The sequence below is a fragment of the Mucilaginibacter pineti genome, assembly GCF_900101875.1.
Classification (GTDB): domain Bacteria; phylum Bacteroidota; class Bacteroidia; order Sphingobacteriales; family Sphingobacteriaceae; genus Mucilaginibacter; species Mucilaginibacter pineti.
Genome location: NZ_FNAI01000008.1, coordinates 154,222 through 178,429 on the forward strand (window position 1 = coordinate 154,222; position 24,208 = coordinate 178,429).

At 42.9% G+C, this 24,208-nt stretch carries 9 protein-coding genes; 1 reads left to right on the forward strand and 8 read right to left on the reverse strand.

The window, feature by feature from the left end; genetic code table 11:
• The first annotated feature begins 90 nt into the window (after window positions 1–90).
• Window positions 91–1,182, forward strand: coding sequence for an acyltransferase family protein (locus BLS59_RS17680; protein ID WP_091151052.1), 1,092 nt, complete (start codon window positions 91–93; stop codon window positions 1,180–1,182).
• Window positions 1,183–1,606: 424 nt separating this feature from the next.
• Here the strand turns inward: BLS59_RS17680 and BLS59_RS17685 are convergent, their stop codons facing one another.
• The 8 genes from BLS59_RS17685 to BLS59_RS17720 form a co-directional block, all read right to left on the reverse strand.
• Complete coding sequence (locus tag BLS59_RS17685; protein WP_091151054.1) at window positions 1,607–2,635, reverse strand: acyltransferase family protein; 1,029 nt, start codon at window positions 2,633–2,635, stop codon at window positions 1,607–1,609.
• A 106-nt stretch (window positions 2,636–2,741) separates the two neighbouring features.
• Window positions 2,742–5,450, reverse strand: a complete 2,709-nt coding sequence (locus BLS59_RS17690; RefSeq protein WP_091151056.1) for a glycosyl hydrolase family 28-related protein — start codon at window positions 5,448–5,450, stop codon at window positions 2,742–2,744.
• An 86-nt stretch (window positions 5,451–5,536) separates the two neighbouring features.
• On the reverse strand, window positions 5,537–7,348 hold the full coding sequence (locus BLS59_RS17695) for an SGNH/GDSL hydrolase family protein (protein WP_091151058.1): 1,812 nt from the start codon (window positions 7,346–7,348) through the stop codon (window positions 5,537–5,539).
• A gap of 47 nt (window positions 7,349–7,395) precedes the next feature.
• Entirely contained in the window at window positions 7,396–12,357 is a 4,962-nt protein-coding gene (locus BLS59_RS17700; protein ID WP_091151060.1) for a hypothetical protein, read from the reverse strand.
• A gap of 38 nt (window positions 12,358–12,395) precedes the next feature.
• Window positions 12,396–18,677 carry a hypothetical protein gene (locus tag BLS59_RS17705; RefSeq protein WP_091151062.1) on the reverse strand — a complete coding sequence of 2,094 codons (6,282 nt, stop codon included), beginning with the start codon at window positions 18,675–18,677 and terminating at the stop codon, window positions 12,396–12,398.
• Between the two features lie 48 nt (window positions 18,678–18,725).
• Complete coding sequence (locus tag BLS59_RS17710; protein ID WP_091151064.1) at window positions 18,726–19,052, reverse strand: hypothetical protein; 327 nt, start codon at window positions 19,050–19,052, stop codon at window positions 18,726–18,728.
• Window positions 19,053–19,063: 11 nt separating this feature from the next.
• A complete protein-coding gene (locus BLS59_RS17715) occupies window positions 19,064–22,018 on the reverse strand; it encodes a hypothetical protein (RefSeq protein WP_091151066.1) in 2,955 nt (984 codons plus the stop codon).
• A gap of 2 nt (window positions 22,019–22,020) precedes the next feature.
• Window positions 22,021–24,207, reverse strand: a complete 2,187-nt coding sequence (locus BLS59_RS17720) for a hypothetical protein (protein WP_091151068.1) — start codon at window positions 24,205–24,207, stop codon at window positions 22,021–22,023.
• Window position 24,208: the final 1 nt, after the last annotated feature.

Consider the following 24,208-nt stretch of genomic DNA (forward strand, 5'->3'; position numbering starts at 1 on the left):
TTACTACCACTTAAGTACTAAACGCCTAAAAAAAATAAATAATTACGTTTTCAATAGTCTTTCAAAACACCACTTTCATATATTTGATAAATGAAAGTGCATTTATTAGCAACCCCTAAACCAATATTCCAATCATATATCCCAACATTAAATGGCATACGGGCTATAGCAATCATAATGGTTGTCATGTCGCATCTTAGATTATCGGAGGACGGTTTTTACTATCGAATATTCAGCGGCGATTTAGGGGTTAATATTTTTTTTGTACTTAGTGGTTTCTTGATAACAACATTGTGCCTTAAAGAGAAAATAGCGACTGGTGATTTGTCGCTAAAAAAGTTTTATATGAGGAGGATATTAAGAATATTACCATTAGCATATTTCTTTTTAATAGTTGTTATCCTTTTAAATTTCATTTTTAATTTACAGATACCGGCTTTTCAATTTTTAGGGGCGGCTTTTTTCATACTAAACTTAAGCTACTTTAGGAGCCATGACTTAAAACCTGCTATAGGCCATTTTTGGTCGTTGGCCACTGAAGAACAATTTTATTTGATACTCCCGCCGCTTTTAAAGATTTCTCTTAAATGGTTCTGTATTGCTATTTTGTTCATCGTTTTTTTACTGCCAATTCTTTGTCTGTTACAGGAGCAATTTAGCCAAATTAACAAAGGTGTTTTATATGCTTTTACGCACATTTTAATCAAATTTCAGGGGATAGCTGTTGGATGCCTGTTTTCAATTACTATTTTCAGGTATAACAACATTATTGATATAACGAGAACATTTAAGTTAGTTTTTAACTGTTTAGCCATCATATTGATTTTCGCCTTACAATTTAACTTCTTTTACTCAATCAACGCTGTATTTGTTAATTTGTCCGTCTCCATACTTATCGCATATATAATTGTGAGTAACATCATGCCCGCAAAAGATTTCATTTTTTTATCATTAAATAATAAAGTTGTTTCTTATGTCGGCATTCTATCTTATAGTATTTATATATGGCAGCAATTATTTACAATGCATCAGCCGTGGGAGCATAGTTTTTCTTTGGGTGGGAGCAAATTGATAAACGTAATAGTTTTGGCCATTGTGGCTTACTGCTCTTATAATTTTCTTGAATTGAAATTTTTACTACTAAAAAAGAAATATTATACGACTCAAACAAATGTAAAATAGCAAAATCAAAAAAATCCAGAAGTAGGGAAAATTAAAACCATTTGTATTTATTTTTAAATTAATATCGATAAACCTGTTAAAACGAGCGATCAGACCATTCTTTTTAACCACAAATTTGACTCTGGGAGTAGGTCTCCATAAGTATATGGCGTCCCATTCACATTGAATGCAGAATACCCAAGATCGAGCATATAGCTCAAACATTCTTTTGCTGTATATTTAGTTCTATCTAAAATCGAAAAATCCACAAGTATGGAAAATTAAAACCACTTGTATGGTTTTTTGACTTTTTTTTAGACGCTGAATTTTAAATAAATCCCTTTTCAATCGCCTTTTTAAAATTAGATATCTAATGCCATTTTGGTCGCAAATAAGGCGTTATTATTTTTTGGCCATAGTTAAACACCTCGGCTTTTTGACCCACTTAAACAGCCTTCTTGAAGTACCGCTTACCCAAATTAATTGATGGTAATTCAATTAAATGCCACGATATAATGCTAATGGCCAAAACGATAGGCAGCGTTATAAAAATACTATAAATCGGATGCAAATTCGGAAAGTAAAACGCTATAATCTGCTGAATTAAAAAACCATAAATATAAACTCCATAAGAATAATCACCGGGTAACTTTACCTTTCTAAACCACTTCGTCGCACCTAAATAAATGACCCCATACATTATTACAGCGTATAATAACCAAGAGGTATGGAAACAACCCCATAAGGCTATAAACACTAATAGCAGCTTAACATCAATTAAAAGATATTTTCCAATAAAATAGCTTAAGCTGCCTACTATAAAAAATGGTAAGGGAGCGGGCATATAATCAGCCACATGGAAGATATTAAAGCCATACAGCAACAACATTGTCAAGTATGCTACAGTTATCAGTATCGGCCTTTTTAAAGCCGTCAACAGCCCTAAAATCAAAATTGATAAATAGCAAAACATTTCAATAGGCAGTGTCCACAAAGAGCCATTTACTGCGGATGGATAATAATTATCTTTAAAAACGCCCGGCAATTCAAATCGTAAGTGGTATAACAATACGCCATGTAATAAATAATCCCATGTAGATTTTTCCAAAAAGTACTGTCGTGGCGTATAGCCGGAAACGATAGGCCCAACAAAGAAAACAGTAAACAACAGGCAAACGATTAATGCGGGCCAAATCCTTAAAAGCCGCATTACAATAAACTTGAACGCATTTGAATTTATAAAGCTGGCAGTTATAAAAACCCCACTTAGATAGAAAAATATATATACAGCTAAGCTACCCGAAGCCTGTCTGAATTGCTGAAGCGGGCCTGTATCACTTTGGTCGGATTTGAAAAGATAATATGCGTGAAACACAATTACAGACAAAGAACAAATAAGCCTAATGAGATCAAAGTTATTGTTCTCTCTTTTTAGTACATGACTTAGATTTACTTTACTGATTTTAAAAAGCATAAAACAAACCTAATATAATTTTAATATGCTAAAGCAATAAATTGAAAAGCCTAATTAAGCAGTTAGCTCAATTAGGCTTTAAAGACACTTTAAACACTTTTTAAATCTAAGCCTGAACGGGCGATGCCGTGGCCAACCATACTCCGGCTGCATATTTTGTATATATAACAGCGCCTGCGGTAACAGCTCCGCAAATAACTCTAAAACCCAAAATTGCTGTTGGATAAGTACTCTCTAATGTCGCGGAACTCAATGCCGTTGTTGTGGCGTTAATTGCAAACGTAGAAACCACACTACCGTCACCCATTATTGACTGTACAGCACTACCGGGGCCGGTGGTAGTTAACTTCTTAGCTGCGTCAGTAAACAAAGGCTTAGATGCGGCCATTAAAGGTGCTTGAATATAGGTACCGGTAGCAATTAACGAAGCTCCCGTATAGTCGCCCGTGGCTCCACTAATGTCACCCCCCAATGCTACAGAACCTCCATTTGAAAAATCATTTTTAAATGAAATAGCTTGAGAGAAGGCGCCCGAACCACTGCCAATGCCAAACATCAAAACCTGCCCATTGACGAACTGAATAGCGGAGGCATAGCCATCTGCCATTCGTCTAAAGCCACTATTATAGTAGGCATTTTGAGTAAATAACCCATTGTTTAAGCTATACGGTTGACATAACAAACTGCCGCTTCTAAATGTAAAGTTACTTACGCTGAAATCGCTTCCTAAATCTAAACGACAAGCTGGTGTTGCAGTGCCTATACCTAAACGTGCATTTGCTTCATCATATGCAGCTGATATGCCTAAATTTATCATACCTTTTGCTCCACTCGCAGTAGAACTTAAGGTTAAATTGCCACCTGAATTTTTATCGCCCAATAAAGTCTGACCTCCGGCCTTACCAGTTAAGGCATCATTGGTTATAACATCAGAAGCATCTGTAAAACCCGTAGTAAAGGTCTTAGTACTAAAGCCTATCCAAACCGTTCCATTATAATAAAAAAATCCACCTACTTGCCTATCATAACAGGTACTTCCAGTGTTTATACCTGTTAAAGCCAATCTCTCAGCCGTTAAAAATGTGCCTAAATGAATAGAATTTTCTATTGTAAGTACTGTCTTGTTAATTACAGCATCATAATAACCTGTAATAACAGTCACCCCGTTAGGCAGCAAATTAACGCTCCGTGTACCTGTAAAGATAATTGGTGTGTTAGAGTTGTCCCAACCTATGGTGTGGCCTCCGGTGGCGTCCTGAACTAAATACAATCTAAACGAAGATGGATATACTTTAGCAAAAGCAATTGTAGCAGCTACAGTAACATTAAAAACTTGATTGATGCCTTGCGCCGGATCAAAAGTCATACCGTTGCCTGCGGGATTAACATATAATGTTTTTTGCCGATCTATATTTAAGTGATCGGTATTGAATATGGCAATGTTCTCATTTGCTTCATGGCCATACGTTTTATATTGATTACCAGAACCGATAGTGGTATAAGCACTGCCTATAAACATATTATAACCGCTATAAACACCTGCTAATAACGTACCCATAATTAAATTATAAAATACGTTGTTATCAATAACTACGTTGGTAGGAAACGTCACTTTATCGCCCATTTGGATGATATTCCATAATCCCAATCCCGTCCAATTCCCACCGGGTGTAAACTGATTACCATTGATTATAACCTCCGAAAAGTTTACCCCTGTATTTGGAATAATACCTATACCATATCCGTTAAAGTTTTCAAATGATGAATTAACGCACAAAAAGTCCACCGTGTTATCAGTAAGAAGGGCGCTGATACAATGTCGCGGGTTTGTGGCCAGGTTTGTAGTGTTAAATTTAATATTATTAACTTTCAACCCACCGCCAGAAGTCCATAGTATATGGTCAGTATTTGCATACTTACCAGCAAAAAACCATGAATTGCTGATATTTGCATCACCACCATCCGGCAACGCAACATCGCGTATTATTAAGTTCGTCGCTACAGCATCGTTAAACACGCAGGCATCAACATTCCATAGATACCCGTTTACTATTTCCTGGTTAATGTAGAAATTAGAAATAGTTACGTCCTGCTGTCTGAAGCTTACTGATTTGTTTAGCAAAAGACCACGGCCTGCAGTTGGCGTAGTTACACTTGTGTTCCAAAGCCCAATGTTTTTTATTTGGCACTGATTAGAGTTAATAACAAATAAATCTGATGTACCCGATGTCATCAAGATACAACTGGATGGTTTTGTCACTATTGTGCCAACCTCACCACCACCAAGGCCGCCGCAGCCAATTATGACAGTTGGTTTATCTATCGTTAAACTCCCAGACACCAAATATTGTCCGATTGGAAAATAGAGTACACCACCAGCCGCTGGAATATCAGCTATAGCAGCAAGTATTGCTGCTGTATCGTTTGTTAATCCATCGCCGATGGCGCCGTACCGTTTCACGTCAAACCATCCCAGATCAGTACCGCTACCTGTAGCACTTATGGTACCGTCAATTGCAATAGTTAAACCGGTTCCTTGTTTAACGCCACCTAATATAGCCGGGGTTGCAACTGGCAAAATATAGCCCGAACCGCTTGCACCTGGTGGGCCTTGCGGACCTGTATCTCCCTTTGGTCCTTGTGGCCCGGCAGGACCTACAGTGCCTGCGTGATCAACAATTTCCTGCTGCAAGCCATCACGCAGCAGTTTTACAAGTTCCCTGAGTTTTACGCCCTGAGTTTTATCTAAAGCAGAGTTGAAAGGTCCTGCCGATTTGATGACATCATCAATATAGGAATCATCTATTATTGCCATATTTTTATGAATTTATACCGTTTAGTTTTTATATCACTGGGGCCGGTAATTAACGAAGGATTGGGAATAATAATACCCTTCTTTATCTACCAGGCGGCTTGCCAGGTGGTGCCATCATAACAGAACAATTTGTGCACATCGGTATCCCAAACTGATAGGGCTTCAACTGGTGAGGTTATTGCCGTACGCTGTGCTGTTGTCATACGCGGCCAGGGAATAGAGCCCTGCGTGATGCTGTTTACCGAGTGCATTGAGGATGTTTCATGCGTGAATGGACCATCCTTTTGAAATACCCTATCGCCGTTGTTGTAGATTATTTGCGTTAAAATACCGCCTAAACGTTCCTTGATACCGCCAGCATCATTATTGATTTGTATCCAAAACGAACCTAGATAAGAAGTTCCTAAGGAAAGCGATAAGTCACTGGCATTATCCTGACTTTTGCTTCGGATGGTGTTTGCTACGGTGTCAATTACTATCCTTTCACCGTTAAAATAAGCCTTACCCGTAGATATCTCAACAAAAAAGTGCTCATACTTGTTAGTACCGTCCGAATGGTTTGATATAAAGCTCCACCCTCCGGCTGAGTTTTCAATCATAAATTTCATTTTCCCATCCGCAATGTCATTTACCTTGATATAATTACAGCTGTTTCTATCCGGCGCAGACAATATTCGGGAATCGGCATAAAGCACAACATCTTTAATCGGATCATAAACAGCAGGTGAATAGGTTGTTTCGCCTGCTGGCTTGTGTGCCCCTGTCTGTACCAAAGCACCATCCATTGATAATCGTTTGGTACGCTGCATATCCTGCAGAATAGTGGCAACCAGAACATTTCCTTCAGCATCAACAACCAGTAATTTATTACCGTCATCCACTGATACATTTGTACGCCTTATCTTTAAGGACTGTACCTCAGCCAGTTTGTCAATGATTAAACCCTGCCCATCTGATTTAAAAAGTGGGTTTATTACAGCGGCTATGGCTTTAGCAATCATGTAGTGCCCGGCATCATTGGGGTGGTGATAGTCTGCGTTAAACGACCCTACCGGCTTGAAATAAGCCGTCCTAAGCGGTGTCCATATATCAATATAAGTTGCACCAACCGAAGTGGCTGTATTTGACATTACGGTATTAAACTGAATAGCCAAAGGAGAAGGTGGGGAATCTAAACCTGAATTATATACGCCGGGTATACTTAACAGATACATTGCCGAATAGGGCCACCCTTTGCCATGTATATCTGTTATTAATTGCTGATAGGCGGGTGTAAAAGTTGCAACAGTGTCGTAACCGCCAGGTCCTGTACCCTCGCTGTCATTTGTGCCAAACTCTATAGTGATATATTGATGTATTACTGCATTGTAAGTTGGAATCAATGAGCGATCGAAACCGCCTGCGGTTCCACCGCTTCCCCCCAGGTTAACAGGATTAAGGCCCAACATGCCGGCTAATAAGCTAAAAAAACACTTATCTATACTTGATGCGGCATATTGTTGGGTAATACTGTCACCTATCCCTACTATTGACTTTTCAGCCGAAAGTAGAGCCGCGTTCGTCAAAGTTTTTGTTGCCGCATCGTATTGTAAACTGTCATTTTGTTCAATTGTTCCGTCTGATCGCCCGAAAGCTATCTGCTTAGGATTTAAGCCGCTCACACCGCCGCCTGAACCCGCCGGCCCCGGTGGGCCTTGCGGACCAGTATCGCCTTTTGGCCCCTGCGGCCCAGTCGGCCCCACTGCACCTGCATGTTCATCAATCTCCTGCTGAAGCCCATCGCGCAGTAGTTTTACAAGTTCACGGAGCTTTACGCCCTGAGTCTTATTTAAAGCAGCGTTAAAAGGCCCTGTAGACTTGATCACATCATCAATGTAGAAATCATCTATTATCGCCATATTGTTATCGTTTATGATTATTAACTATTTACTATCCCAGTGAAAGCTTAAATCGTGAATTCTTTATCGCTTAAACTGAACAGACCGGAAGCATTTTGCGCTTTTACTTTAAAACGGCTATAGACCGGGTTTCCGTCTTCATCAGGGCCAGGAAGCACTATTGGGAAATTCATTACGATATTATCCGGGTTTTCCTGCTGGTAGACAAGCTGCCAGTTCCCCTTGCTATTTTGCTGATAAAGAAAATATTTGCCCTTGTTGGCCGTTGCTTGCCATTGCAATTGGTGCAAGGCTGTATTGTAACTCAAGTCAGGCGCGTCTGGGTTAAATATATCGATAAGGTTTACCGCAATGACCTCCGATCCCTGGGACAGGATATTCTCCTCCTGTTCGAGTTCGTTGATGATCTGGCGGATAAAGACCAGCCTGTAATATACGGTTTCACCAAGTGGCACCACAGCCGAATCGGAAAAATCATCGGTCACGGTTAAGCCGCCTGTTAGCGGATCACTCAGCAGGGAAACATCCAGGAAATTATCCATGTTGCTCAGCAGTTCTGTTTTAACAGGATCTATCGTTCGGTATATCCTTACACCGGTAATCGTATCATAAGCGGGAAACGGCGAAAGTTTGAAAGTGACTGTTACCTTGCTATCACTCGCTCCCTCATTTAACCCGGTTACAAATGAACGGATGACGGGCGCTTCTCCCGGAAGAGTATTTAATACTGTAACCGGGCCTGCGAAATTACTCAACGCTCCGATCTCCAACCGGTTTGTAACTTCGGCAGCGGCATAGAAATAAAGAAAACGCGCGGAGCCCCTCAGATTATAGTCCGTAAACCTGATATAATAATTACTGGGCTTATTTACGGGATATTGCCTGATCATCGGAAACGGATCAAAGTCCGGAGCGCCCGGATCAAGTAAAATCCCGTTGAGGTCACGGATAACCGGCAGCTTATTCGCTGTTTGTTTACCCGTTTTTATATAGGCCAGCACTGGCACCTGCTCGGTTAAAGGGAGCAGCGTTGTATGGATGGCTTGTTCATAGTTGGCAACCAATCCTGAAGAACCGGGCGGAAGGTCAATACCGTTTTTATCTTTTTTCAGTTCAGGGATATCTGGAACCGGAAAACCATACAGGCCTCCTGAGTCATCACTGTTTGTTACCGGATATTGTTTAAAACTACCGGAACCGGGAGGATCGAATTGTAAATTCAGAAGGCCAAGATACCGATCGGCGAAAAAAGGATCTGTTTTAAACCCGGCCAACGCCTCCAAGATAGTTGTTACAGTAGCTGGCAGATAAAGGCTGAGTAAAACTAACTCATTATGGGTCCGGTAAAAGCTCCAGCCAAAAGGCTCGCGTCTCAACTGATCCACCCCTGCAGGTACCGGGATATCAAAGGTAAATGCAGCTTTACCAGTAGCATCCGGCCTTACCTTTAAACCCGCCGCCACCGGCGATTCAGGGGGCAAGGGCTGGAAAATATTAAGCGCCAGCAAGATGGCCGGCAACGAAACTGCTGATTGGTACGATGTTCCTTGCTCATCTTGTGCAAGGATTTGCAGGGCCAGCAGCGATTTTTTATCATTTATGCCTGGCGCCGGTAACAGTTTGTTACGATTAAGATAACCAGGTGAAGGTTCCGTCAGCAAATACCCACGGTATCCCGGGTGATAGTTCACCGTCATGATCCTTTGGGAGGTTTCCATTGAAAGAACCTGTCCTTCCACGTCAAGATAACCAGGGTCGTAGGCGAAGAGTATTAACGGCGAACTGCTCTTGATGGCAACTACACTTACTAATTTTTTTTCTGAAGGATCAGTCAACAGTGGCAGGAACACTTTACCGTTATACCATTCAACATAAGCCTCATGCGATCCGGCCGGTGAATTTAGCGAAGGATTTGCAGCATCATATGGCGGTACATGCTGGGGATGCGGCTGTAAAATAGTACCAGGATCGCAAAGTATCTGGTAGTATCCCGGCATGATAACATTATTAGCGTCTTTAGCAATGGTTACAGTGGCCTGTGCGTGTATCCCTCCTACCCAAAATTTGGATGGGTTGCCCTGTTCATCATAAACCGTTTCGATAACGGGTGCAACAGGGTTACTATGATCAATAAGTCCGATCCTGCGTTGTACAGGTAACCAGTTATCTGTATTGCCCAGGTTTTCCATTACAGTAAACCGGCTATCCTTTGATGGCGATACATAATAAGACCTGGTGCTGATGTTAGATGAGGTTGCAGGGTCACCATCAACTCGTTCTGTTACCCTTGTTTTTTCGACTGTTATCGCCAACACTGGTGGGCTACCCGGTCCGCTGGGCATGTTTAACGCGCCGGTAACCGTGTATTGCCCGTCAGCAGTCAGCAAAAGGCTTCCAGAAAACTTGGCCAGGTCCTCGTCCGCTATCAGCGGCTGCTGAACAATTCCGTTGACGAGGCTATAAGCGCCGGCCAACAACCGAACCGTAGACTCATCCACTTCTATTACAGCACGTATGATCCCTGATACCTGCAACGGCTCATCAGGTTTGAAAAACGCACCAACCTGGTTGCCCTTTATCACAGCATTCAGATAATCAGGGCTGCTTTCATCAAGACCGGTAACATCTGTAATATCTGTCCAATTAAACGTAACACGAGTGAAAGCTGTATCCATCCCCGGAAAGGCGGCTATTCTCCCGCTTAACCATTGTTGTTCCCGTTCTGACGTAAACACAAGGGTGCTTTCTTGCTGAACATATTGTACAGTAATATCAGTCGGCGGTTTGAGCTGGTTGTCTGGTGGGAATACGGTTGCATCGGTGGCAACGCTATCACTCAAAGCAGAAGCCCTGGCAAAAAGGTCAATACCATAAATAGCATAATAGTGAACGCCTGGATTTTTTTCCAAATGGATAAACAAACTGGCATCATTATCCATCAGGGGGACAGTTTCCGGAATAGCTGCACCATGCGCCGCCTGATACGCGCTGTTGTAGGCATAATACATTTTACCTGCCAGCTCACTATCTGTAATATAAGGCAGCACGTAATCTGTTTGCGTCGCGCTGCGGTATTCGATGCCGAAAAGTATAGGCGTAGTATGTAAACCGTGATCAAAAAGCGCGTTGCCTACATTTCCATTGAAAAACTCATTGTCGGTAATTTCCGCCTCCAACGGAGCTCTTCCGATATTGACCAGCCGTAAGTGGTTTAGCAGGCTGTAGCCCTGTTCATCGAACAGGCCTGGGCTTCCATTTGTTGTATCAGCTATCTGGTAACTTACAGGACGCATGAGCGGTTTCGCCGGCCGGCGAAGGTCAGCCTTACCGACTGGTATGCCCAGGTAATTCAGTTGGCTGACAGCCGAGCTGGCCGAAGACCTGTTGCGGTAGGTCATCCGGTAAACAAACTTCATTTCCGGATCAGCCATATCCGGGGTATCTATATAACCGAGGCCGAGCATGCGTGCAAAATGGTAATCTGTAGCTTGTATATTAAGCAGGTCGAGGTAACGAAAAGAAGTACCAGGATCATCCTCGCGTCCAGATAGGTTAACTGTCACCGTGGCTTCTTCCCCATCTTGGCTTTGGGTTAGGTAAGCTTGTACGGTATTCTTTACAGAGGGCTCTGTTTCCGTTGAGCTGAGCCATTTGTCATGATAATTGGCAACCTTTAAAGTCGTGCCATCACGGTATTGCGGCCAGCGCTGATCGATATCGACCCGACCCGGTTCCTCCAACTGGCGAAAGACAACTGTATCATCAAGTGAAAGCGCAAAACCGCCCCCGACATCGGTCCAGGCCTGTTCCGGTCTGCTTTTTAAAAAGTCGTCATAAGTTTCAAAACTAAAAGACTGAAGGTAACTATGACCATCCATCAATAGTCTTATACGCCGAATATTTTCATTGACATAGCTTTTCACGGAGTCGGTTCCGGCGATAGTTATCTCGTCACGAAGACAAGGGATTTCCCCTGTCGTTTCATCATCCGGTCTCGCCAAAGCCTCAAGCTTCAGCGTTGCCGAGCCGTTTGTATTGTTTTTAACTGCAAAGCTGAAGCCGAAAGCTGTTTTGTCCTGGATCAGGATCTCCAGCTCGCCGGTATAACCTTTCATAAAATCCAGTGGGTTTACCATTGGATCAATCAGTTTAAGTTGTTGCAGGTAAGCGACTGGGTTTTTAAAATAAACACTAACGATACTACTATACTTCCGATCGTCACGTACGATATTTAGTATATAGGTCCATTTTGCTGCTAATGCATTAATTGCTGGTTTATAGTTACCGAAATCAAGAAAAAAGACAATGGGTGCTGTGTAAGGTGTTCTGGAAATATACACGTAATCATCCGGCTGGTTAAAACCCGCCGCGGTATTCTGATTGTTGGTATAGCTGCCTTGCGGCAAATGGTTGTCACCCAGCTCCCCGTTTAGCAACCAGCGCAGCAGGATACCTTCTCCTATGCCGTTACTCCCATCAGCGCCGGCTGCCTGCAGGCGAATCTCAGGAGCGTTGTTGAAAAACGCCGGCGGTTTATCATTGCAGGGATAGAACCCGGCGGCGGCCAAGGATTCTTCCAGGGCGTAGAAAGCATCCATCACAGGAACAAATGCGGCGGCCAGGCTATCGATAACATCCTGCGGCAATTCTTCCTCCCTGTTGCAGAACACATCGAATATATTGAGGATAGTTTGAAACTGCGAGCCGAAACCATCACCCGAACCATCCAGATAGCCGGTCAGGAAATCCATTTTTGAAAAATCGAGATCGTCAAAATCCCCCGGAACCAGTAAGGCTGGATCATTGGCACCTTCGATTGTAGTTAATACACGGATCACCCTATTGTATAACTTTTTTAGCAGATCATGCTCAAACGTATTGAGCGTATCCAGCAGATCCTGTTCCCCGTTATAAAGCCCCGCTGCTTTTTCTGCATATATGGCAGAAAGACAAGAGGCCATAGCGCTATAATCGGCACAAAAAACATAGTTATTACTTGTTTCCGGCATATATGATTGATTTAAGGTAGATTTTCATTAGTACTTAGTTAACTATTTAAATACGTTGCCAGGTTAATTGCGCCTGTTTCCACGGCCGAAGTATCATAGGTTTCTCCATTGAACACTTTAGCTGTGAACGTAAAATCGGCGCTGCCTGCCGGAATATCCATCGCGGTGTTGGTAATAAACACAGCTGAAGTGTCCCTTGACTGAAAATAAATAAAATCAGTAGCCGGCAAACTGGAACTATCAGCTTTCGTCAGCACCAAGCCAACGGTACCCACCCTATCCTCGTCGGTCAGTTTCGGATCGTTCAAGGGTTCAGGCCCGGAAATAAGTATACCCAGCATCCGCCGGTGCGCGGGATCCCCCGGATCTGTATTCATCACGGGAATTACTGTGATCCTTTCCACCGGTTCCAGGTTCTTCAAAGCAAGTCCACCGAAAACGATGCGCTCAAAAAGCACCGCATACCGAAGTGTGTCGCCGGGATCGTTATCCGGGTCATTATCTATAAGCTTTTTCAATCGCTGGTCAATATCCATTCCGGTAAAAGCGACGTTCAGCGCCGATATCGCGTAACGTACAGGTGTGGCAGCGGCATCTATGATAACGCTCCTGACCTGTTCTTCAAAATCCTTGAATCTCGAGGTCTGGAAGCTGAAGCGATGCACTTCAAAACGCTGTTCTCCGTGTTCAGCCGTTGTATATACCGAAGTGAAAATAGCTGTGTAAAACTTGGCCGGGATCAGGTCAGTAAAAACGTAGACCGCCTGGCGGAGCTTTTTGTACAACGAAGCTGCCATATGGTTACAATCGTTACCTGCGGCTGCCTGATTGAAAAGAAAGATCAGCTGCTGGCTAAGCGGGAGCGTTTGGTAATTGTCCCACGTGATCTCCGTTTCCGTTTCCTGCCATTCCAATGATTCATGCAGCACGTGCTGGTAGGGGTCGATCAGGGTAGTTTCCAGCGCTGCGCCAACCGGGTTGAGACCCAAATAGGCATCCCAAGCTGCAAACATGGCATTCATGGATGACTCGGTGAAGAATAGCCTTATCCGTGCGCTGTTCCAGAACACCGGTTTACTCAGATCGTACCTGCCCAGCGCATCGGGGTATGAACGGTTATAATCGATATATAGTTTGATGCTGGCAAGTTTGAATTCTCCGGCACGGTCATCCAGTTCCAATTGGCGGTAAGCCTGGTTATGCTGTTGAAAATGTCCGGGGGGGCCCGCTGTTTTAAAACCAAAAGTATGAATGGTTTGATGCCCCTGCGCGTTATAACCGGGATAAGATACCGTATCGCTTGTTGTGATCCGGACAGCAAATATGGAATTCGGGCGCCAAACCGGTTGAATCGTCTGATTCAGCGTATTGCTCAGGATCTGCACTTCCTCGATAAACTGATTTTGAGGGGGCATAATATCTGTTCTTGCTTTTAATCCTGGGGTCAGGTAACTGAGGCTGTCCAGGAAGGTAGTACGGGTTTGTGTTTCAAATACACCTAGTTCCGCCGGAATATCTGTTTCTGCTTTTAACTGGCGGTCAAGATAAATCCTTATTTTTCCAGCTGTACGGTCTACAGTGACCGCGATATGTTTGTATTGCCTGCTTTTGACTATACCCGAGCCGCATGCTGTGGTATAACTATCTTTTACCTCTATCCCCCAGCTTGCGTTACCATTATAACAAGTTAGCCAAATGCTGTACCCCGGGATAGCTGCCGCGTTAGCATATGTCGCGTCGGGATTTGCCGGAGCCTGCTGACTCAGATGCAGCACAAAACCTTTACGGAGCTGTTCATCGTCGTCAGCGCTGATCTTGGATAAAAGTGTACATATACCTGTACTAAAAGGATCAAAAATAACGGTGCCAGCTATGGTAAAACTACCATTCTCCACTTTAAGCCCGGGTTGGAAAGGGATAACAACGGCATCCCCGGATGAAGTGTAATTGTAAATATTCAGGAGAGACAACTCGTTTTCAACACCTGAAACCCAGGCGCCGGGAAGCAGATCGGGACTGCCTGTCGTCCAGCCATTATAAAGGTCCCCTGTATCCTCCGCCGAGTCCAGTCGCCAGTTGCCTATGCGTCCATCGGAGATAATTTCGGATAATACTTCCTGTCCGGTCAGGCTGCGATTATATAACGAAATATTCATCAGTGAGCGTTCCTGTTCAATATCCCTGTTCTGCCCGTTCAGCCAATCATTATGATAAGCCTCGGGGAGGCGAAAATGCCCGCCGATCACCAGGTCTCCCACATAATCAGAAGGGCTGCGGCCATCCAGGGTGATCAGTATCCGGTCTACTTGTATTTCAGCATCGCCGAAGGATGCAAGAGCGGTTGCTTCACCGCTCGCGATGGTCTGTTTTTTCCGGCTGACGTAAATGCTGTTAAAACGGTTAAAAAACAAGGGGAGGTATATCGTCGACTGAAAGTCAATGGTCAGGTCGTGCCCGGTTTCCAGGAAGTTAAGGTCTACATCGCTTAATGCCTGCGGTAATGTGATGAGCAGGCTACCCCGCTGTCCCTTTAGAGAAAGACCGTTAGCCTGACTTCCCGCCGGTTTACTGATTGTGGCTGTTATAGTTGAGAAGAGCAGGCGCAATCCGTCATAAAATATAGATTGTCCTGCCGGATAGCCGCTATTTTCTTCCCCCGCCTTCCAGTCTATATTTGTTCTGTTCATGATGTGCTCATAACAGAACAGATCTTTTTGTTCAAAACCAAGCGAATCTATATCCGGCAAGGTGTTTTGGACCTTGCCGAGATAGCTGAACATGTCCTGCGACATCAGCCTGATCCTGTTGTATTTGTTTTTATCCGTGAACTGCCAGTATCCCGGCTTTAAGCTTCCCAATGCTATACCACCCGTTTCCTGATATGATGCGACGATCCCCGGTATGGCCTCATAGATATTATAAGGCTCCCATTGGCCGCCGCCGCCGGCTTTCCAGATAAATATTTCCGCATTATCAAGGGAAAATACGTGACTTACCTGTGGATTAACACCCTTCTGAGGTGGCAGTAATTCCGTATAACCGTCGGGCAGTTGGTTGGCATAGCCCCCAATTGTATTCCCCGGGCTAACAGGTTTCAAAAACTCTATATCAATATAACTATCCAGTGGTATGGTAACCGGATTCAATCCCTGGTTATCGTCCTCGAAACTATATTTCCAAGCGGTACTCCCGGGCACCGGCAACTGGCTGCCGCTTCCTGTAACATAATTGACAGTGAATGTCTCGCCGGTAAGCATGTGCACTGCCGCGGCCGGCGAGTAGCCCGTTGCCGGATCGGGTAACCCCAATACCCCAATAGGCTCAAGCAGCGGCCCCATGTTGTCGTTATGCGGCCCCAGGCGAAGCTCTATCCTCGCTCTGATCCGTTTGAAAATGACCTTGACACTGACCTCTAAATAGCCGATGATATTTAACGGATTTGGCGCTTCCACAGCCAGGCCAACGTTAAGCCCAAGGCTGATCTTAACGAAGAGCACTTTGAGGTAAGCGGACCCACCCATTTCTATATAGCCACCTACCTGGAAGGGCCGGAAACTCAGCTGGCCGCCCAGGTTTACATGGGCTTCAAAGCCCCCGCTTACCGGACCAGCACCCAGCCTGAAAGAGAAACCTGCCCCTGCCCCTGCGCGGATGCCTTGCGAAGATATCATCAGGTAGGCATAACCCTGTAGTATCGATAGTATTTTGGCCTGGATACGAGCACTGTCCGGCTGATCTTTTCCGAGGTTGACATACCACCCGGAGGCATTGTTAAAGAAAAATGCGATATCAAGCTCTCCTTTTAAGGAAAAGATAAAGCCGTCGTCTGGTATTTTATAATCTACCCCGAGGTTGGCGGTAAAGGATTGATCGCCAATGGCGATCAGCGCGCTGAACGGCGGGTCTTTTTCATCATCCAGGTTCAGCCGCGAACGCAGGATACCCGCCTGCCCCTGCAACAGGAAAACATCCGGTAAACCCAGCATAATGAACAGCTTGCTGGAGAATACAAAACCATCATCAAAAGTGGTTGCGATGGTGGCTCCCGCACCTACCGCGAAGCCGGGCTGGTCTGCAAACTTATTGATCTGTACACCTTTCTTGCCTGTTAAAGGATCTGGTGCCTTGTAATAATCCCACCAGGTAGCATCATCGCCCAGGCCTGCAGCCTTTTTAGAGGGCACATAATGCTGCCCGATTAAACCGCGGATACCATAAACACCAAGGCCGCCAAATAGTGGCGCCGGTGAAGGCAGTTCAAGCCCGATATCGACCAGGAAAGACGGTATAGCCGGGTTAAGACGCATACCCGCGCTGCCCGATAGATGAAGTTTAGGCATACTGAAAGACACGGCACCTGCATATTCGGTGCCGGCAACAGACCCGTTTTTGGTTGGCTGCTGTACATTGAGCAAGCCATGCAGAATGAATTGCGCTTTTTCTTTGGGTACATTGCCAGGGATAGTCATATCAATGACGATGCCATCTATACTAAAGAATTGGTCAAAGGGACCGTCATCTACAGAAAAGTAATATTTGATACCATTACCGGCTGCATTAACACCCGCGCGGCCCGTATTCAGCATGCCGTCAAAACCTACGCAAATGTAATCCCGGTCTACGCCGTTATGAATACGCTGGTAAGGAGATAGCGTAAGGTGGTCTACTTCCAGTTTTACAGGCCCTACTTTCAGACTAAAGGATTTTGGCACCTGCAATACACCGCCAACAAATTCAAGGTGGCCGTTTTCCCATATGCGGAGCTTGGTGATCTCGATATTCTTGGGCAGAAAATCTCCCAAAAACTCGTTTACTGCTATAAAACTAAGTAAACCCGACACTTCGAAATAAAACAGGTCATTTTCTTCGCCAAATTTCAGGCTGCGGATCTGTAGCTCGAATACCTGCGGCCAAATGATCTTGGCAAAATCGCCGGCAGGACGTGCGGTAATTGAAAAATCGCCATTATCTTTAATGAACGCTTCTATGCCGATTAACGCGTCTGTACCGTCGCTGTTTTTAAGTTTGGAAAAACTCAGTTCTCCTTGAATATCGCAGTAAGTGATGGCGTTTTGCCGGAACGTAAGGTCGAATTTGTCGAGCTTCACAGAAAAATCGCCAAATTTACGGTGGAGCAAGCCCTGGTCTACCAGTTTGATAGCACCGCTTACGCCGCCTGTACCAATCAGCAGGTTATCCGCCGTAATAGCTGCGCTGGCATGGCCGGGATCATCCTTACCGAAACGACCGAAAGTAATACCTGCGTGCTGAACATACAGACCTACAAAATCCGGCGCGTAACCTGCCGCATCTACCTCGGGTATATTGGTGTTGCGACTCAAATCTAACTTAGCGTTGGTAAAACTGATGATGAGCCCTGTATTACCTATCTGGTTAAATTCGGGTATCAGCGAACCGGCAATTTCGGCGTTATAACCAATCCCGGCATCGCTATCGGCATATAAACTGGCTTCTGCAAAACGGAATACCGATTTGGTGTTAGGGATGGGCAGCCCGGCCGCGGTAACCGGCTGTAGTACGGTTAACGGAAACTCGATACTCGCTGAGAGTGTTAAGGTTGCTTTAACATGCGGTGTTATCAGGTTGTGGACATAATCTTCAATACCACCGGGAACAATCAGGTTATAAAATTGCTGCAGGCGGCTTTTGCTCACCGCGGGCTCGGCATCGGCTATATACAGGATGAACATTAGCCCGGGTATACTCACAGTTATACTGGAGTTTGTGCTGATTAGCGTTGCAATTAAATTAACCGTCGGGGTTTGCCCGGCGGGTATACTTAAATGGGCAGCAGGGTATAAATCATTAATATCATCTATCAGCTGCTGATAAACAGAGGTGCCGGTGTTAACAGGCTTAACAAAATAATTTAAAGTGTGCGCGATAACCTGCGCGTCTGAAATTTTGAACACCTGCAGGCCCAGGTCAAAAAAATCCTGGGGGCTAAAGGAAAAGCCCGGCAGGTTAAACGATCTTAAAAAAGCCAGTACTCCCCACTGGTATTGCAGCGACACGGGGAACGAGGAGATCGCGCTATCGCCCTCCACATCCGGATTAAGAACAAAACGCAATCCAAAAGGCAGATCGATGCCGATGTTGCGGGCAACAATGTCCAGACTATAAAACGCGCCATCGCCCCGGTAGCTTTTGGAGAACTGCAGGTTTTTATAATGGATTTTATCCAACAAGCTATCCAGCCCGGTTTCTGCGAAATGTAAAAACTCCGGCAGATCATCCACCGTTATCAGCTCGGATAACCGGGGATAGTATCTTTGAGTTATGGGGGCGTTTGTTGGCATGGATTTAATTATTATGTTTACTAACTGCTTCTAATTCTATATGTCTTATTAATCAATATATGCAAGCCACTCCTGTAGAAGTTCCTTTAAATCGGACATGGGGATAGATAAAACATCATTAATGTTTACATTGGGGTACTCGTAGCCTATCGTCATATACTCAACAGGGTCAGATAGGTAGCCATCGCTGACATTAATATGCCTGCTTATGCAAGCATCAAGATCATAAATTAGTGCTTCACCATCAATTTTGTCAATACTACCGAGAAATGAGAGAACAGCATAGTCTCCAGGCGATGATTGGCATAAATTGTACTTCCTCCCATTTACTATTTTTGAGTAAAAAGTAAGCTGATATTTATCTTTTTGTGACATAATACTATTTTTTAATTAATGGGGGCTTTTATAGCAAATAATGAAATATAATTTGATTTTAGGTTCCCTTCAATATCAATACCTTGCGAGGAAACTGTAATTTCGAGTTTGGTCCCATCATAAAAAACTGATTCATACCTTTTTATTATAATAGGTAATTTATTTCCTTGATATTTAATAAGAGATGGTACGGTTTCAATCTCTGTTTTTCTTGAAAAACCGAATGCCATTTCTTCAATTGCATCCTGTTTTGTCCAAACTTCATCTAGTACAAAATGCCTCGTCTTCCTTGAAATTTTCAATCCGTTTAGAGTTTCTACATTTTCAGATAAAGGATTATATCTCCACAAATTACGATAATATGTGTGATCGTTTACCTTTGTAACAGTAGTTCGTAATGCAGTTGGAATAGTAGTGTTTATATTGGGATCATTAGGGACGATTTTCCAAAGTATGGGATCATCAAAATCAGTTGTTACATAAATGTATCGATGCCCTCCATTTGTTCCGTGCAAAAACCATAGATGATTGAATTCATTTGGCTCAAGATATTTGAATCTTTGGTAAGCAATTAAAAAATCGATATTCCCTCTCTCCTCTTTCAATTTTCTTATTTCGCTCCAATCATCCACTAATGTCCTGAAAGCTGAGCCACCAGAAGTTCCGTCTGGATTGAATATTTGATATTCATAAATATCATTCAGCCTATCCCACACTACGTTGTCATTCAAACCGAGAAAATCATAATTAAAGCTTAGTTGTTCTTCTTGGGTAAATGCATCGAATCTTGCTAAAATTGTATTTGTATTCGTAAGCGGCAAATTCGAAATCTTTGTTCGCATGGCGGCAATAATTGTATCCACCTCGCCAAAAGCTTTTACAGCATTAATAGCATCTACGGAGAGATGCGTTTCTATTTCAGCAGCCATTAAAGCTTCATATTCCGCATTTACTTTAATTGCGGCAAAAGTTACTTTTTGTTTTGCTAAAGGATGATAACCAATAGAGCCCAATAATACTGCTCCTAAAAAAATATTTAAATATGAAGTAAAATTTTTGAGGCGTGGGTCGGTTGCGGTATCGTTAACATAAATGGAGATGGCTAGCGCATTGCCTGCTGTGAACTGAACGGCATTATTGACGCCCTCTTTAGCTGTCCAGGCGAGCAACTCCGTTGAAGCAGGTAAATTTATTAGTTCACCATATTTAGATATCTGCATTAAATAACCCAGATCAGTAACTTCTCCTATCCCGGTAAAATTCAACGCCAGGTTAAAAAGTAGTTCCAGAACGGCATCCGCATCTTTAACATCTTGATAATCGTTGGCGTAATACAGGAAAAACAAAGGGAAGTAATTTGCGTTGGGCATTACAAGATCCAGATCTGTTTTAAATCCGGTAACGGCTACTGGTTGGTATAAATCATAGGTACCATACAATACGTTGAAGGTTTCACTGCTCTGATGTTCGTCGTGAATCTTGATCACTTCTATTTTATAGGCAATAATTTTATCACGATTTATACTATAATCAAAAGAGGTTGTGTATGAGATTAAATCTGCCGTGGCTGTAGTTTCAAACACAAAAAGTACAGATGCTGTATCGGCGTTATAATGTTCAATACCTGAATTGCTCATGTAATAAGATTCAGGGAATACATGGTTTCCGTTAGCCGGTAAATTATATGTGGGTGATTCGTAATAAGGATTATAAATAGATGTTTGCCATATTTTGTAGGAGAATTTTATAAAGTTTTTTCGATCATCAGGATTACCAAATATTCCTCCTATAATTCTGCCCGCTTTATTATCACCAATAATATTACCTAACTGGTTATCACCTAAGAAATTATAAATTACTTCAAAAAGCGTTTCATCCTTACTGAGGCCCCAATCGCCTATGCTGTTTAATTGCGCCAAAAAACTATCACATTGAGTTTCAATAAATGTAACAGACTCCACTAAATTTAGTATAAGCTTAGGGCTTACCCTGGCTATCCAACCGGCATCGCTCTGCTGTAAGTTGGAACCTGCGACAGGTAATATTACACCCATTGCTACGTTAAGCAAAGCGAAGCTTTTACTTTGTAAAATAGCCTGCGTAATGATATAAACTTTATCGTAAACGGAAAATACAGATAACCCCTGAGGGCTTAAGCAATTGGCCAGCCAAAATAATTTTGTTTTTTCGGACCCGGCAGCAATAACCAACTGATTGGCATAGGCCGAATTGTAAAAATTTGTAAGGTTGGTGTAATAGTCTGCCAAATCCTGTAAAGACGGCTGATTAAATATAGTACCTGTTCGCCACTCCAGGTTTTGAGTAGTTATATAATTGGTTAACTCCGTTGATTGATAAAATAAAGGAAAAACATCATTATTTATCCTGTAAATCTGTAAAGCGATAAGACTTAAATAATAGGCGCCCTGATCTTTATTTTCAGTAAAATCGGCACTGGTAATTAAACTTATATTTTTAGCGTAAAAATCGTTAGGGACAGAAGACAGGGGCAATTTTTCTGTTATAAGCTGATAGCCCGGCTGGAGTATGATGGTAAAATGACGATCGTCTAAAACGTTGGCATTAGGGTCAAAGTTCCAGGTATATTTGTTTAGGGTACAAAAATCAGTATAGGGTGCTACAATATTCAATTGTTGCACCCTTACGGTATCGTTTTTTACAGCACTGGTTATAAGGTTTAGGCTTAACTTAGCAGCCGTTAAGCCATTTATAGAAACCCCATCTTTTGCCAGATATTTCAAGAACACGGACTCATCATAGTAACCGTTATTGGCATTCGTGGTATTTATACCATCACTAATAAATCTATCTTTTAATACATGCGTGTATTTTATTTTATTGAAAGTAAAATTTGTAACAAAACCAGTTTTGTTATTAAAAGTAATATTTGACAGATTTGTGGTCTGCCTTACTTTTCCGTCAAAAAATATCGCTGCTTCTGCCATAATTATAAGGAAATTTCAAGGTCTAAGAATACTGATGTGATAGGTTCGTCCTTAACATAAGCAGCATATCCTTTTGAGAAAAAGCATTTTTTGTCAATGGTATAAACAATTATTGCTTCACTGGTAGACATTAACTTTAATTCCCCGGAAACCGTTTCCCCTATTAATACTACCTGATATTTTTCATAGGCTACGTTTTCGGTCGAAATAAGCTTATCTGTAAATAAATTAATAAACAACGGCCGCGGATTAGTCAGGCTATTTGCACTGATCAAACCTTTTAACAAGTCATTTTCCGCCTTGGTTAAGCCTAAAGTAATTTTTCCGGGAACGGAATTGTCTGTAGTTTTCAATAATAGCCCATTTACAAGTTGTGTACTATCCGTAAACGGCAACAAGTCATAATAAAACGGATCTGGTAACTGATAGGCTTTATTACCCAATACCCTTCCGGAAATTGACGGGGAAGACTTGGTATCTGCGGTAACCGTTCCCGCAATTGCTACAACATTATTCAAAATGTCAACAGCGTCGGTTATATAAGTCACCCTGCTTATTGTTGGATTAGTTGTATCCCCTGTGTCAATAGTGTCATTAATAATAGAAGTTTGAACTGCCGAAACACCGTATTGGGTATCATTATAATAATGATTAATGAGTTTTACCTTTTGGGATGATAAAGCAGAATATTGCGTATCCTCAGCTGCCTTAAGCAGTGGTGTAGCAGTAAGCAAATCAAATATATCATCAAAAAAGCTGGGTTGTGCAAGCACGTTAATTGTTGATCCTTGTTCGTCCGCTACCTGTGCTGAAATATAATCATACACCACACCCTGGTATAAGAGTATGTTAAATGTGGCTATGTTCAGCTTAGCGCCGCCTGGTCCTGTGGCCGGGTTAGCCAATATAATAACTTTGGTTAAAGCGCTGGGCGTTCCATCAGGATTATCGGGGAGCTGCAGGTTATCGGCATTGCAAAAATTATTGCTTTGGGCATTTTTAATTACGGCCGCCTGCCCATACAACATCGTATTTACATTATTATCGGTAACAAATTGCAGGTAAACAGGATTGCTGGTATTATTATGTGCCTGGGCATGATTATCGATGATTAAAGGCCAACCCGCTGTATCATAAGTACGCGGCGTGAGCGAAGTTTCTGCATACCCCCATAATAATGAATTATCATCCGTATCACTCATCCCATAATTTTCATAAAAATTATAAGATCGTGTGCGGTCGCTTTGAATGTACAGGTATAAATTATTCCGGGTGTAAAAACCCTGTAGCAGATCGGTATACACTTGTTCGCCTTTTTTTGTCGCGGCGGTACTGCCTGTTCTTACCTTAACGGATCCGCCGTCGTTGCTGTGAAAGCCATAATAGGCGGCTATATCTAAAAATTGAAATATTTGTTCCTTTATTTGCTTTTTCTTAAAATCGTTGGTTTCGGCAGTTACATCAATTATCTTTTCAAGCGCGCGGGCATAAGCCAGGTCAAAAACAAATTCATCATTGGGCTGCGGCAACTGGTAATCGCCGTAACTCAAAACCACATCTATTCCGCACTCGCCGCTCGCGAAGCTGCCTAATGACGCACCCTGCTGCATCAAGGGAAGTTCAAAGGCATTATCGGTATTTTCTGTTTCGGTGCCTGCGTCACCGGTGTAGCTTGTCAGTTTAAAAAACAGGCTGTCTAACATTAATGTATCGGTCTGGTGTGCAGGGTCAAAACCTACGTACTTAGCTAAAAACGGCGGAACGGACTGACCGGGGAACACCGTGTTATAAAAAGCAGCAAAGTTTGCATTTACCTTATTAATAAAATCGGATGTGGTACCGGAAGCCGTTAAAACATTATCACCATTAAAAAAATCCGATTTGTTTAGTCCACGGTAAATGAAGTATTTGATGTTTACGCCTTGTATCGGTTGTTTAAATGGCCGTAATACCAGGTTTACCTTATCGGTACTACCAGATTGGGGCTGGATACAAACAACACCGCTACAAATGGCGTAAGCCATAGCCGCACCGGTTATGGTAAATTTACTGGTGATCCTGAAACCATTCTCATTTTCGGGCACCGGCCCGAATGCTTGCGTCGCGGACTGCGTAAAAGATTGACTATCAATAAAAAAATAAGAATCCGGAGCGAATTTTGCAATGAAGTTACCAGCGTTATCAGCCATA